The 12,002-nt window shown below is 70.6% G+C and carries 14 protein-coding genes; 5 read left to right on the top strand and 9 right to left on the bottom strand.

Features of this window, described 5'->3' with window-relative positions; all coding sequences use genetic code 11:
- Positions 1-373: 373 nt before the first annotated feature.
- Together ACZ6MZ_RS23405 and ACZ6MZ_RS23400 are read left to right on the top strand one after the other, a co-directional pair.
- Positions 374-733 carry a hypothetical protein gene (locus ACZ6MZ_RS23405; RefSeq protein ID WP_389783572.1) on the top strand — a complete coding sequence of 120 codons (360 nt, stop codon included), beginning with the start codon at positions 374-376 and terminating at the stop codon, positions 731-733.
- Between the two features lie 2 nt (positions 734-735).
- Positions 736-1,215, top strand: coding sequence for a hypothetical protein (locus ACZ6MZ_RS23400; RefSeq protein WP_469354033.1), 480 nt, complete (start codon positions 736-738; stop codon positions 1,213-1,215).
- 69 nt (positions 1,216-1,284) lie between these two features.
- Here ACZ6MZ_RS23400 and ACZ6MZ_RS23395 read toward each other — a convergent pair whose 3' ends face one another.
- From ACZ6MZ_RS23395 to ACZ6MZ_RS23385, 3 genes are all read right to left on the bottom strand, one after another.
- The gene (locus tag ACZ6MZ_RS23395) at positions 1,285-1,788 is read right to left on the bottom strand and encodes a GNAT family N-acetyltransferase (protein WP_469354031.1); all 504 of its coding nucleotides are present in this window, start codon (positions 1,786-1,788) and stop codon (positions 1,285-1,287) included.
- Between the two features lie 36 nt (positions 1,789-1,824).
- A complete protein-coding gene (locus tag ACZ6MZ_RS23390; protein WP_469354029.1) occupies positions 1,825-2,490 on the bottom strand; it encodes a sigma-70 family RNA polymerase sigma factor in 666 nt (221 codons plus the stop codon).
- Positions 2,491-2,564: 74 nt separating this feature from the next.
- A complete protein-coding gene (locus ACZ6MZ_RS23385) occupies positions 2,565-3,719 on the bottom strand; it encodes a glycerophosphodiester phosphodiesterase (protein WP_469354027.1) in 1,155 nt (384 codons plus the stop codon).
- 180 nt (positions 3,720-3,899) lie between these two features.
- Between ACZ6MZ_RS23385 and ACZ6MZ_RS23380 the strand changes: the two genes are divergently transcribed.
- Positions 3,900-4,616 carry a lysophospholipid acyltransferase family protein gene (locus ACZ6MZ_RS23380; RefSeq protein ID WP_389783625.1) on the top strand — a complete coding sequence of 239 codons (717 nt, stop codon included), beginning with the start codon at positions 3,900-3,902 and terminating at the stop codon, positions 4,614-4,616.
- Between the two features lie 106 nt (positions 4,617-4,722).
- Here ACZ6MZ_RS23380 and ACZ6MZ_RS23375 read toward each other — a convergent pair whose 3' ends face one another.
- Together ACZ6MZ_RS23375 and ACZ6MZ_RS23370 are read right to left on the bottom strand one after the other, a co-directional pair.
- On the bottom strand, positions 4,723-6,264 hold the full coding sequence (locus ACZ6MZ_RS23375) for an MFS transporter (protein ID WP_384185519.1): 1,542 nt from the start codon (positions 6,262-6,264) through the stop codon (positions 4,723-4,725).
- Positions 6,261-6,809, bottom strand: coding sequence for a TetR/AcrR family transcriptional regulator (locus tag ACZ6MZ_RS23370; RefSeq protein WP_384185517.1), 549 nt, complete (start codon positions 6,807-6,809; stop codon positions 6,261-6,263). Before ACZ6MZ_RS23370 ends, ACZ6MZ_RS23375 begins: the two co-directional genes overlap by 4 nt.
- 128 nt (positions 6,810-6,937) lie before the next feature.
- Between ACZ6MZ_RS23370 and ACZ6MZ_RS23365 the strand changes: the two genes are divergently transcribed.
- Entirely contained in the window at positions 6,938-7,447 is a 510-nt protein-coding gene (locus tag ACZ6MZ_RS23365; protein WP_389783558.1) for an HAD domain-containing protein, read from the top strand.
- Between the two features lie 19 nt (positions 7,448-7,466).
- On the opposite strand, the gene argH is transcribed toward ACZ6MZ_RS23365, so the two are convergent.
- The 3 genes from argH to ACZ6MZ_RS23350 all read right to left on the bottom strand — a co-directional run bounded on the left by argH (position 7,467) and on the right by ACZ6MZ_RS23350 (position 10,760).
- Positions 7,467-8,894, bottom strand: coding sequence for an argininosuccinate lyase (gene argH / locus ACZ6MZ_RS23360; RefSeq protein WP_469354024.1), 1,428 nt, complete (start codon positions 8,892-8,894; stop codon positions 7,467-7,469).
- A 172-nt stretch (positions 8,895-9,066) separates the two neighbouring features.
- Positions 9,067-10,260 carry an argininosuccinate synthase gene (locus ACZ6MZ_RS23355; protein ID WP_469354023.1) on the bottom strand — a complete coding sequence of 398 codons (1,194 nt, stop codon included), beginning with the start codon at positions 10,258-10,260 and terminating at the stop codon, positions 9,067-9,069.
- A gap of 62 nt (positions 10,261-10,322) precedes the next feature.
- Complete coding sequence (locus ACZ6MZ_RS23350; RefSeq protein ID WP_469354021.1) at positions 10,323-10,760, bottom strand: DUF488 domain-containing protein; 438 nt, start codon at positions 10,758-10,760, stop codon at positions 10,323-10,325.
- 83 nt (positions 10,761-10,843) lie between these two features.
- On the opposite strand from ACZ6MZ_RS23350, the gene ACZ6MZ_RS23345 reads away from it, so the two are divergent.
- Positions 10,844-11,446, top strand: coding sequence for a pyridoxamine 5'-phosphate oxidase family protein (locus ACZ6MZ_RS23345; RefSeq protein ID WP_469354020.1), 603 nt, complete (start codon positions 10,844-10,846; stop codon positions 11,444-11,446).
- Positions 11,447-11,460: 14 nt separating this feature from the next.
- Here the strand turns inward: ACZ6MZ_RS23345 and ACZ6MZ_RS23340 are convergent, their stop codons facing one another.
- Positions 11,461-11,997 (bottom strand): arginine repressor, encoded by a 537-nt coding sequence (locus ACZ6MZ_RS23340; protein WP_384185500.1) that lies wholly within the window; start codon positions 11,995-11,997, stop codon positions 11,461-11,463.
- Between the last annotated feature and the right edge of the window lie 5 nt (positions 11,998-12,002).

Below are 12,002 nucleotides of genomic sequence, written 5' to 3'. Positions count from 1 at the left end.
ACTCAGGCAGGGGCCCTCAGTTGGCGCACATTCGACACAGACAACGAGCACCGGGCGTCGTGATCGCCTCGGTCGCGGGGGCGCGGTTGCTCGTCGTGGTCATGCGGTAAGTAAAACAGACGTCCTTATTGACGAAGGAGGCGCGTCCGCATAGCGGACAGACCTGTCGCGCCGTTCCGGCCTCCGCTCTCCGGGCTGTGACCTGCGCCGACACGGCGGGAAGAGGGATGACGGCCGCCTGCGCGATCAGCTCCGTACGCCCGCGCCGTGTGGTCAACGCCACGGCTCGCGTGCCCGGCCGCCGCTACCGCGCCCTTCGGCTGACGCGGGGGCGCGCGTGTCGGGCCTTTTGCGCCGTAATACTCTCGGGCCCATGCTTGTCGCCCTGACGGTCACGGTCTCCGTGGCCGCGCTCGCCCTCGCCGCCTGGTGCGGTTTCGCCGCCTACCGCGACCAGCCCACCAAGGACTGGCACTTCATCGGCATGGCCGTGGTGTCGGTGCTGGCGCTGGCCCAGCTGGTGGTGGGGATCGTGCAGCTGGCGCGCGGTGAGAAGGCCGACGAGGGCTCGGTGATCTTCATCTCGTATCTGCTCGGCGCCCTGCTCGCGGTGCCCGCGGCCGGTTTTCTGTCGCTGAGCGAGCGGACCCGCTGGGGCTCGGTGACGGTCTCCGCGGGGGCGGTCGTCCTGGCCGTGCTGGAAGTACGGCTCCACGACATCTGGGGAGGCTGACGATGGACGGGTCCAGCGGCGCCGCGAAGACGCACAAGAAGACGGACACCGAGACGGGGAACGAGACGGGGAACGGGGCAGCCGAGGGGGCGTCCGGGGCCAGGCTGGTCCAGGGGCCCGGTCTGCTGCTGGTCTGGCTGTACGGCGTGATGTCGGTCGGCGCCGTGTCCCGGTCGGTCTACCAGATCGCCACCGAATTCGACCGGGCGCCGCTGGCCTACACGCTCTCCGCGGTCGCCGCCGTGGTGTACGCGTTCATCACGTACACCCTCGTACGCGGCGGGGAGGCGGCGCGGAAGGCGGCGCTGGTGTGCTGCGCCGCCGAGCTCGCGGGCGTACTGACCGTCGGGACCTGGACACTGGCCGAGGCCGCCGCCTTCCCGGACGCCACGGTCTGGTCGGACTACGGCATGGGGTATCTCTTCATCCCCGTACTGCTGCCGGTCACCGGCATCCTGTGGCTGCGCCGCTCACGGCGGTGAGGAGCGGAATCCCCCTCGCGCCGGGGAGGATTCCACCGCTCACCGAACGGGCGGCGCGGTCCGGCCGGATCAGGCGCTGGCCACATATGCCCCGGCCGACGCCTGCTTCTCCAGGGTGACGACTCGCAGCCGGGGACCGGTCTGCTCCGTCGACACGGGCGCGTAGCCGCGACTGCGGTAGAGCCGCAGATTGCCCTCGCTGCGATGGCCGGTGAAGAGCTGGAAGCGCTGGGCGGCCGGCTCTCCCGCGAAATGCACCTCGATGGCGTCGAGCAGGCGGCCGCCGAGACCGTGGCGCCGCATCCGCGGGTGGACGATGAGTTTGGCGATCCGGGCGGTGCCGGTCGCGTCGATGCTGCCCCGTACCGAGGCCACCACTTCGTAGCCGAGGCGCGCCACCAGGCCGTGGCCATGCTCGAGTTCGGCCCGCAGGTCGTCGAGGGTCTGGGTGAGGGGCTCGATGGTGTAGTCGCCGTAGAGCTCGGCCTCGTTCTGGTAACACAGGTACTGCAGCTTCAGGATGTGCTCCGCGTCCTGTGCACTCGCCGCTGAGATGGTCACGCTCATGCCCATGTGTGCATGCCTCCCGCTCACCTGCTCGCCAATGGTCTACCGCTCCTTTCCCCCGAGTTCCGGAGCGGCAACCTCCGCCGCGAGCATTCTGCGCAGGCATCCCAGACATCTGGCACGCAACGGTCCCAAACTGCCCTGTGACATACCCAACTCCCCCGCGATCTCGCGATAGGTGGGGTCCTTCGGCGACAGCATCGCGGTGAGCACCCGGGGGCAGCGGCCGGGCGTGCGGCGGACCGCCGCGCGGAGCGTGCGCCGCCGTTCGGCGCGCAGCGCGGCTCGTTCGGGGTCGGCGCCGGGGCCGGACTCCGGGCCGGCGGCGGGCTCGTCGCGGTACGGGTGTTCACGGGCGGCGGTGCGCCGGGCGCGGCGCGCTTGGGCCCGGACGACGCCCCGCACCCAGCGCGCGGCGTCGTCCGGCGGTCCCTCGCCGTCCATGCGCTCCAACAGCTTTACCCATACGGCCTGTTCGAGGTCGCCCGGCTCCGCCCCGGCCGCCGGCGCCTCCGCGGCCGCCTCCGCGCGCACGAGCGGGAGCAGCGCCTGTACGAGATCCTCCGGGCCGGGGTGCGCGCGCCGCGGCGGCGGGGCGGACGGACGCGGTGCCGGGGCGGACGCGCACAGTGCCGGGGCAAGCGTTCGCGGCGCCGGGGCGGACGCGCGCGGTGCGCGGCGGGACGGGGTGGCTTCGGCGAGGGTCATGTCCGGCGGGACGTTCCGGCGGCGACGGCCGGTTGCTCCCCGGCCGGGCAGTCACCCGACCGGGGCACCCGTGGTCAGCGGCTGACGAAGTCGGCTCGCGCCAGCAGACCCGTGTCCGGGTTGTCGGTGAAGATCCCGTCGATGCCCTGCTCGAAGTAGACCTTGAACGCGCCGAACGCGTCGCCGTACGCGTTCGGGTCCGTACCGCGCCGGAAGTCCGCGGGCAGGAAGCTGTTCTCGTCGCGCAGCGTGAACGGGTGGAGGATCAGGCCCTTCGCGTGCGCGTCCCGTACCAGCGTCGTGGGCGTGCCCAGCTTGCCCGAGGTGTCCTTCGGGATGATCAGGTCGAGCGTCGGCCCGATGCCCTGCGCGAAGGACGCGATCCACTTCAGGCCCTCGGGCTTGACCAGATCGGCGACCGTGCGCGGGTCGCCCGCCACCCTGAAGTCCCACGGCCGGGTGCCCGCCGCGTCGAGCAGGACGACGCGCGGCGAGGAGACCAGCTTCGCCATCCGCTGCATGCTGCTCGGCTCGAAGGACTGGAGGAAGATCGCGGAGTCCTTGCGGTCACGCCCGTACCGGCGCAGCAGCTTCGCCAGCCGCTCCTCCAGGCCGAGGCCGAGGCCGCGGAAGTAGGTGGGGTGCTTGGTCTCGGTGTACAGCCAGACCGGGCGGCCCCGGCGGCGGCCTTCGTCGTCGGCCCAGCGCAGGACCTCCTCGAAGGTGGGGATCTCCCAGCGGCCGTCGTACAGGGTGTTGCGCTGGCGGGTGCCCGGGATGCGCTCCTTGGCGCGGAGCGTCTTCAGCTCGGCGAGCGTGAAGTCCTCGGTGAACCAGCCGGTGAGGCTGACCCCGTCGACGGTCTTGGTGGTCTTGCGGCCGGCGAACTCCGGGTGGTCCGCGACATCCGTCGTCGCGGTGATGTCGTTCTCGTGACGGCACACCAGATGTCCGTCCTTGGTGGGCACCAGGTCCTGCTCGATCACATGCGCGCCGAGGTCGAGGGCGAGCTGGTACGAGCCGAGGGTGTGCTCGGGGCGGTAGCCGCTGGCCCCGCGGTGGCCGACGATCGTGGGCACGGGCAGGCGGGTTTGCGACGGTCCGTGGCCACCGCCCCGCTCCTGCTCCGCGGCCTGCGCCGTGGCGGGCAGTGCCATGGCCGCCGAGCCGAGCACCGCCGCTCCCAGTACGGTCCGCCGTCCGGGCGTGTTCCGCGCACCCTGTGTCATGAACGCTCCTTGATGTGATGTCCCGCACCTGTCAAGCGAGGCCCGAGCGTAGGCGGCTATGCCTGCCAGGCGGGAGACCCTGGGAGAACGTGACGGAAACACACGTCAACACCGTGTATCCAGCGGGTGAACCCGATGTGCGATCCCCTTGGGCCGCGAGTATCGTCCTCACCTGCAAGGATTTCGCCGGCCATCCACGACCGTCCCACGACACCGGAGGACCCGTTGTCCCGCTTCGCGCTCATCAAGGCAGTGCTCGGACCACTCGTGCGCCTGATGTTCCGCACCCGAGTGGAAGGCGCCGAGCATATTCCGGGGAGCGGACCGGTCATCCTCGCCGGCAACCATCTGACCTTCATCGACTCGATGATCCTGCCCCTGGTCTGTGACCGTCAGGTCTTCTTCATCGGCAAGGACGAGTACGTCACGGGCAAGGGCCTCAAGGGCCGGCTGATGGCCTGGTTCTTCACCGGCGTCGGGATGATCCCGGTGGACCGCGACGGCGGGCGCGGCGGGGTCGCGGCGCTGATGACGGGCCGTCGGGTGCTGGAGGAGGGCAATGTCTTCGGCATCTACCCGGAGGGCACCCGCTCCCCCGACGGCCGCCTGTACCGGGGGCGCACCGGTATCGCGCGGCTGACGATGATGACGGGGGCGCCGGTGGTGCCCTTCGCGATGATCGGTACGGACAAGCTCCAGCCGAACGGCACCGGCATGCCGCGCAGCGGCAAGGTGACGGTGCGCTTCGGCAAGCCGATGGAGTTCTCGCGGTACGAGGGTATGGACCGCGACCGCTATGTGCTGCGGGCGGTGACGGACTCGGTGATGGCCGAGGTCATGCGGCTGTCCGGCCAGGAGTACGTGGACATGTACGCCACGAAGGCGAAGGCCGCGTAGCACCTGACGGCGGGGGGCCGGGCCCGGAACCGGCCGCCCGGCCCCCCGCCGTACCGCTACGCCCTTCCGCCGTACCGCAGCGCCCCTCCCACCGGGCCGCTGTTCCTCAGTGCTCCACGGTGTCTTCCAGCTTCTGGCCGCGCAGCAGGAACCACGCCGCCACCGCCGTCGCCAGCAGGACCGCCGCGCCCACGCCCGACGCAAGGCGCAGGCCGTCCACAAAGGCGTCCTGGGCCGCGGTGACCAGGGCCGTACCGGCGTGTCCTGAGAGGCCGGACGCCACGTCGACCGCGCCGCCCAGGGACTCGTGGGCGGCCGAGGCCGCTCCCACGGGGACGCCGGGCGGGGTGGGGAAGTCCCGGTAGACGCCGGTGACGATCGAGCCCAGTACGGCGATGCCGAGCGCCGCGCCCAGTTCGTAGGCCGTCTCCGAGACCGCGGAGGCCGAGCCCGCCTGTTCCTTGGGGACGTTGGAGAGGATCACGTCCGCGGTGACGGTGAAGGAGAAGCCCGCGCCGACCCCGACGACCAGCAGCACCGCACCCAGCAGCGGATAGCCGGTGGACTGGCTGAGCCCGGTCAGCACCGCGAGGGCCAGCCCGATCGCCGCGAGACCGCCTGCCACCACCGACCGTACGGTGAAGCGGCGGGCGGTGGCCCCGGCGATCAGGCCCGCCGTCACCGCGCCCACGGCCGCCGGAAGTTCGGCCAGGCCCGCTTCCAGCGGGCGCATTCCCTGGACCAGTTGCAGGAACTGCGACAGGAAGAAGACCAGTCCCGACAGGCCGAGGATGGTCAGCAGGTCGGCCAGCACGGCGCCGGAGAAGCCCCGGCTGTGGAACAGCCGCATGTCCAGCAGCGGGGCGGGCAGCGTGAGCTGTCTGCGGACGAACCGGTACAGTGCGACCGCGCCGACCACTCCCACCACGGCGGCGTCCCAGCGCGGCCCGTGCGCCGCCATTTCCTTGACGGCGTATACGACCCCGACGATGCCGATGAGCGACAGCAGCACGCTCGGCACGTCCCAGGGGCCGGGCGCGGGGTTCTTCGACTCGGGCAGCGTCCTGACACCCACGATCACCAGCACCGCCATTACGGGCAGATTGATCAGGAAGACCGAGCCCCACCAGAAGTGCTCCAGCAGGAAGCCGCCGACGACCGGGCCGACCGCCGCGCCTGCGGAGGCCATCGCGCCCCAGATGCCGATGGCGAGGCTGCGCTCCTTGGGGTCGTGGAAGATATTGCGGATCAGGGCGAGGGTGGCCGGCATCAGGGTCGCGCCCGCGACACCCAGCAGCGCCCGGGCCAGGATCATCATGTCCGGGGTGGTGGCGTAGGCGTTGAGTACGGAGATCCCGCCGAAGGCGACCGCGCCCGTCAGCAGGAGCTTCTTACGGCCGATCCGGTCACCGAGGCTGCCCATGGAGACCAGCAGGCCGGCGATGACGAAGGAGTAGATGTCGCCGATCCAGAGGAGCTGGGTGCCGGACGGCTTGAGGTCCTCGCTGAGGAAGGGGGTGGCGAGGCCCAGCACGGTCGCGTCGACGGCCACCAGCAGCACGGCCAGAACGAGCACGGCCAGCGCGATCCACCGCCCGGGGCGGGGGTTGAGCTCGCTCTTCGCCACGGTCCTGTAGGTGCTGGTCATGTCCTCACGCTCCGTCGTGCTCCGCCGAGCAGCAACTCGACGATCATGTATTGGAAGTCCTTGGTGGCGACCCGGCCGTCCTGGACGGCCCAGGCGCAGGAGCCGATGAGCCCGTAGAGGGCCTCGGTCAGCCAGGCGGCGCTGAGGTCGATCCGGAACTCGCCCCGTTCCTGTCCGCGCCGGAAGAGCGCGGAGAAGCGGGCGTCGATCCGGTTCCAGCCCTCGTTGACCTCGCCCTCGAAGAGCTCGTTCTCGGTGACGAGGAAGGCGAGGAGCCCGGCGGCGGGCTCGATCTCCGCGACCACCCGGCGCAGCGCCTCGCCCGCGGGGCCCTCGTCGAGCCGGGCGGCGTCGAGCGCCGTCTCCAGCTCCTGGATGCCCAGCTCCTCCAGCGCCCTGATCAGCGCGCCGCGCCCGGCGAAGTGCCGGTGGAGCGTCGCCCGCCCGATGCCCGCGGCCCTGGCGACCTCGTCCATGGTGGCGGTCGCCTTGCGGGTGAGGAGGGCGGCGGCGGTGCGCAGCACCTGATCACGATTAACAGCCATGAGACAACCATAACCCAAGTGAGACACAGATGTCTCATTCTGCTGACGGCCGGCCGCCTGGGCCCGTCGCCTCGGCCTGTCGCACCACGGATACGTACGCGCCCACCGCGCTGGAAAGGAACACCCATATGAAGCCACTGCTGCTGATCGACGTCGACGGTCCGCTCAATCCGTACCTCGCCCTGTCGGAACCAGGTACGCCGGACGGTTACGTCAGGTACCGCATGCGGCCCTCGGCCTGGACGGAGGTGCAGTCCCTGCCCGTGCTGCTCAATCCCGGGCACGGCGAGGAACTGCTCGCGCTCACCGACCGGTACGAGCTGGTCTGGGCCACCACCTGGAAGGGTGACGCGAATGAGTGGATCGGCCCGCGCCTCGGGCTGCCGGAGCTGCCGTACATCGACTGGCCCCAGATGCACGGAAAGGCCCCTCGCGGGACCTTCTGGAAGACGCGGTACATCCTGGAGTACGCGGCCGGGCGGCCGTTCGCCTGGATCGACGACGACATAGCGTCGTACGACCACGAATGGGTGGAGCAGCGACACCTCGCCGCCGCCCTGTTGCTGCGCATCGATCCGGGGACCGGACTGACCCGGCCGGACTTCGACGCGCTCGCGGACTGGGCGGCGGCGCTGTAGACCACGGTCGCCGCGGCGGCTACTTCCTGGCGGTGGCCCAGGCGCGCTGGATCACCAGGTCGGCCTTGACCTCGGAGAGCTGGACGGCCACCGCCGAGGGAGCCGTACCGCCCCGGCCGTTACGGGAGGCCAGCGAGCCCGGCACATTGAGCACCGACCGCACCTCCGGGGTGAGGTGCGCGGAGATCTTCGCGAACTGCTCGTCGGTCAGCTCGTCCAGCTCGATGCCCAGCGTCTCGCACTCCTTGACGCACTCCCCCGCGACCTCGTGCGCCACCCGGAACGGCACACCCTGCCTGACCAGCCATTCCGCGATGTCCGTGGCGAGCGAGAAGCCGGCCGGGGCCAGCTCCTCCATCCGCTCCCGGTGGACGGTCAGCGTCGCCATCATGCCGGTGAAGGCCGGCAGCAGGACCTCCAGCTGGTCGCAGGAGTCGAAGACCGGCTCCTTGTCCTCCTGGAGGTCGCGGTTGTACGCGAGCGGCAGGGCCTTCAGCGTGGCCAGCAGCCCGGTCAGATTGCCGATGAGCCGGCCCGACTTGCCGCGCGCCAGCTCCGCGATGTCCGGGTTCTTCTTCTGCGGCATGATCGAGGAGCCGGTGGAGAAGGCGTCGTGCAGGGTGACGAAGGAGAACTCCTTCGTGTTCCAGAGGATGACCTCCTCGGCGATCCGCGACAGGTTGACGCCGATCATCGCGGTGATGAACGCGAATTCGGCGACGAAGTCGCGCGAGGCCGTGCCGTCGATCGAGTTCCCCGCCGAGCCCCGCTCGAAGCCGAGGTCCGCGGCGACGGCCTCGGGGTCGAGCCCGAGGGAGGAGCCGGCCAGCGCGCCGGAGCCGTACGGGGAGACCGCCGTGCGCTTGTCCCACTGCCGCAGCCGCTCCGCGTCCCGGGACAGCGACTGCACATGGGCCAGCACATGGTGGGCGAAGAGGACGGGCTGCGCGTGCTGGAGATGCGTACGGCCCGGCATCGCGACGTCCGCGTGCGCCTCGGCGAGACCGACCAGCGCGTCCTGGAGCCCGGCGATGAGCCCGCCGATGATCCGGGCGTGGTCGCGGAGGTACATCCGGAAGAGCGTGGCGACCTGGTCGTTGCGGGAGCGGCCCGCGCGCAGCTTGCCGCCGAGGTCGGCGCCGAGACGCTCCAGGAGACCGCGCTCCAGAGCGGTGTGGACGTCCTCGTCGGCGATGGTGCCGGTGAACGAGCCGTCGGCCACATCGGCTTCGAGCTGGTCGAGACCGGCCAGCATGCGGGTCAGTTCGTCGGCGGTGAGCAGCCCGGCCTTGTGGAGCGCGCGGGCGTGGGCCCGGGAACCGGCGATGTCGTACGGCGCGAGCCGCCAGTCGAAGTGGACGGACGCGGACAGGGCCGCCAGCGCGTCGGAAGGACCGTCGGCGAAACGGCCGCCCCAGAGCCGGACATCACCGTTGTTGCTGCTCACTACTGCTCCTCAGAGGGGTCGGGAAGTGCGACCGCCTCCCCGGCGCGGAGGAACGGGGAGGCGGCAGTCGTACGGGGGATCAGGCGAGTCCTGACGCGAGGCCGGGACAGGTCCTGAGGCCGGGCCAGGCCGGGCCAGGTCCTGAGGCCGGGCCGGGTCAGGCCAGATCGGGTCAGGCCAGATCGCGCCGTGCGGCGATCTTCGACGACAGGCCGAAGATCTCGATGAAGCCCTGCGCCTTGGACTGGTCGAAGGTGTCGCCCGAGTCGTAGGTGGCGAGGTTGAAGTCGTACAGCGACTCGTCCGACTTACGGCCGGTGACCACGGCCCGGCCGCCGCTCAGGGTCATCCGGATGTCGCCGGTGACATGCTGGTTGGCCTCGTTGATGAAGCCGTCCAGGGCGCGCTTGAGCGGGGAGAACCACAGGCCGTCGTAGACCATCTCGCCCCAGCGCTGCTCGACCTGCCGCTTGTAGCGGGCCAGCTCGCGCTCGACGGTGACGTTCTCCAGCTCCTGGTGCGCGGTGATCAGCGCGATGGCGCCCGGGGCCTCGTACACCTCACGGGACTTGATGCCCACGAGCCGGTCCTCGACCATGTCGATCCGGCCGATGCCCTGGGCGCCGGCGCGCTGGTTGAGCTGCTGGATGGCCTGGAGGACGGTCACGGGCCTGCCGTCGATGGCGACCGGGACGCCTTCCTTGAAGGAGATGACGACCTCGTCGGCCTCGCGGGCGACGGCGGGGTTCTGCGTGTACTCGTAGATGTCCTCGATCGGCGCGTTCCAGATGTCCTCCAGGAAGCCCGTCTCGACGGCGCGTCCGAAGACGTTCTGGTCGATGGAGTACGGGGACTTCTTGGTGGTCGCGATCGGGAGGTTCTTCTCCTCGCAGAAGGCAATCGCCTTGTCACGGGTCATCGCGTAGTCGCGGACCGGGGCGATGCACTTCAGGTCGGGGCCGAGCGCGGAGATACCGGCCTCGAACCGCACCTGGTCGTTGCCCTTGCCGGTGCAGCCGTGGGCGACGATGCCCGCGTTGTGCTTGTTCGCGGCGGCGACCAGGTGCTTGACGATCGTCGGCCGGGACAGGGCGGAGACCAGCGGGTAGCGGTCCATGTAGAGGGCGTTGGCCTTGATCGCCGGGAGGCAGTACTCCTCGGCGAACTCGTCCTTCGCGTCCGCGACCTCGGCCTCGACGGCGCCGCAGGCGAGCGCGCGCTTGCGGATGACGTCCAGGTCCTCGCCACCCTGGCCGACGTCCACGGCGACGGCGATGACCTCGGCGCCCGTCTCCTCGGCGATCCAGCCGATGGCGACGGAGGTGTCCAGGCCTCCCGAGTAGGCGAGTACGACGCGCTCGGTCACGGGTATCTCCTTACGGTGCATTCACTGACGGGTATAACTATGCAGTGCACCGTATGGTTTTGTCAACGCGCCCTCTTGCGCACCTCCGCCGCCAACAGCGGAGCGTGGCTGTAGCGCAGCTCCTTGGTGGCCGTGAGCAGGGTGAGGGTGTCCTCTCCCGCCAGTTCACCCAGCCGGGCGAGGTCGTGCTCGGGGCCGGGTCCGGCGAGTTCGGCGGCGTACCGCCGGGAGAACTCCTCGAACCGCTCCGGATCGTGTCCGTACCACTTCCGCAGCTCGTCCGAGGGCGCGGCGCCCTTCAGCCACTCGTCTAGCGCGGCCGCGCTCTTCGCCAGGCCGCGCGGCCAGAGCCGGTCCACCAGCACCCGGGCCCCGTCTGCCGGCTCCGGCGCTTCGTACACCCGGCGGACCCGCACCTCGTGCGCCAGCGGCGCCTTCTGGGTCGGCTGGGGCTTCTGTGTCTGCTGCGCCTTCTGGGTCTGCTGCGGCTTCTTCGTCATCGCTCCATGGTGCGACCGGCGGGACCGTCCCACCTGCCGAAAACCGCCTTCCCGTCCACTCGCCGGCGCGGATAATTCATGGCATGGGAAAGCTCTACGAACGGATCGACGGCCGGATTCGCACCTTCATCGAGGAACAGCCCGTCTTCTTCACCGCCACCGCGCCACTCGCGGACGACGGCCATCTCAATCTCTCGCCCAAGGGGCGGGCGGGAACCCTCGTCGTGCTCGACGAGATGAACCTGGCCTATCTCGACTTCGGCGGCAGCGGCGCCGAGACCATCGCGCATCTGCGCGAGAACGGCCGCATCACCCTGATGTGGTGCGCGTTCACCGGACCGCCCAAGGTGCTGCGGGTGCACGGCCGGGGCGAGCCGGTCTTCCGTGACGACCCGCGCTGGGCGGAGTACATCACTCACTTCAAGGAAACGGATGGGCCCTCCGCCCGCGCCATCATCCTGATCCGCGCCCAGCGCGTCAGTGACGCCTGCGGGTTCGCCGTCCCCTTCCTGGACTACCGCGAGGAGCGCACGCAGCACGCCGAACACTTCGGCCGGAAGTCGGACGAGGAGTTCGCCGCGTACTGCGAGAAGAAGGATCACGTCGGGGTGAGCCTGGACGGCCTGCCGGCGCTGCCCCTCCCGCTTCCGCCGCGCACCGACCTGGCCCCCGCCGCGGGGGTCTAGGCTCCGCCGGACGGTCAGCGGTCGTTCTGGGCCAGCTTCAGCAGATGGTCCGCGAGCGCCTGGCCGCCCGCCGGGTCGCGGCTGATCAGCATCAGGGTGTCGTCGCCCGCGATGGTCCCGAGGACATCGTTCAGTTCGGCCTGGTCGATGGCCGAGGCGAGGAACTGGGCCGCGCCCGGGGGTGTGCGCAGGACGACGAGATTGGCCGAGGCTTCGGCGGAGATGAGCAGTTCGCCGGAGAGCCTGCGCATCCGCTCCTCCTTCGCCGACTCCCCCAGCGGGGCGTGCGGCGTGCGGTAGCCGCCCTCGCTGGGGACCGCGTAGATCAGCTCGCCGCCGGTGTTGCGGATCTTCACCGCGCCCAGTTCGTCCAGGTCCCGGGAGAGCGTCGCCTGGGTGACGCTCAGCCCGTCGTCCGCGAGCAGTTTCGCCAGCTGGCTCTGGGATCGCACCGGCTGCCGGTTGAGGATATCGACGATCCGGCGGTGGCGGGCGGTTCTGGTCTGCGGCACGGACGGCCCGCCGTGCTCGGTTTCCTGGGCCTCGGTCATCGTCG

This window comes from Streptomyces sp. NPDC042201 (assembly GCF_055582185.1).
Note: the sequence above shows the minus strand (reverse complement) of the source record. Positions and strands in the feature narration are given on the sequence as shown.

What these genes read in the sequence shown, in the direction of transcription:
- ACZ6MZ_RS23365 (WP_389783558.1), top strand. Translation starts at nt 6,938, where the DNA reads ATGAAGCCACTGCTGCTGATCGACGTCGACGGTCCGCTCAATCCGTAC.
- ACZ6MZ_RS23390 (WP_469354029.1), bottom strand. Translation starts at nt 2,490, where the DNA reads ATGACCCTCGCCGAAGCCACCCCGTCCCGCCGCGCACCGCGCGCGTCC.
- ACZ6MZ_RS23350 (WP_469354021.1), bottom strand. Translation starts at nt 10,760, where the DNA reads ATGACGAAGAAGCCGCAGCAGACCCAGAAGGCGCAGCAGACACAGAAG.
- ACZ6MZ_RS23345 (WP_469354020.1), top strand. Translation starts at nt 10,844, where the DNA reads ATGGGAAAGCTCTACGAACGGATCGACGGCCGGATTCGCACCTTCATC.
- ACZ6MZ_RS23395 (WP_469354031.1), bottom strand. Translation starts at nt 1,788, where the DNA reads ATGGGCATGAGCGTGACCATCTCAGCGGCGAGTGCACAGGACGCGGAG.
- ACZ6MZ_RS23340 (WP_384185500.1), bottom strand. Translation starts at nt 11,997, where the DNA reads ATGACCGAGGCCCAGGAAACCGAGCACGGCGGGCCGTCCGTGCCGCAG.
- ACZ6MZ_RS23370 (WP_384185517.1), bottom strand. Translation starts at nt 6,809, where the DNA reads ATGGCTGTTAATCGTGATCAGGTGCTGCGCACCGCCGCCGCCCTCCTC.
- ACZ6MZ_RS23385 (WP_469354027.1), bottom strand. Translation starts at nt 3,719, where the DNA reads ATGACACAGGGTGCGCGGAACACGCCCGGACGGCGGACCGTACTGGGA.
- ACZ6MZ_RS23375 (WP_384185519.1), bottom strand. Translation starts at nt 6,264, where the DNA reads ATGACCAGCACCTACAGGACCGTGGCGAAGAGCGAGCTCAACCCCCGC.
- ACZ6MZ_RS23400 (WP_469354033.1), top strand. Translation starts at nt 736, where the DNA reads ATGGACGGGTCCAGCGGCGCCGCGAAGACGCACAAGAAGACGGACACC.
- ACZ6MZ_RS23405 (WP_389783572.1), top strand. Translation starts at nt 374, where the DNA reads ATGCTTGTCGCCCTGACGGTCACGGTCTCCGTGGCCGCGCTCGCCCTC.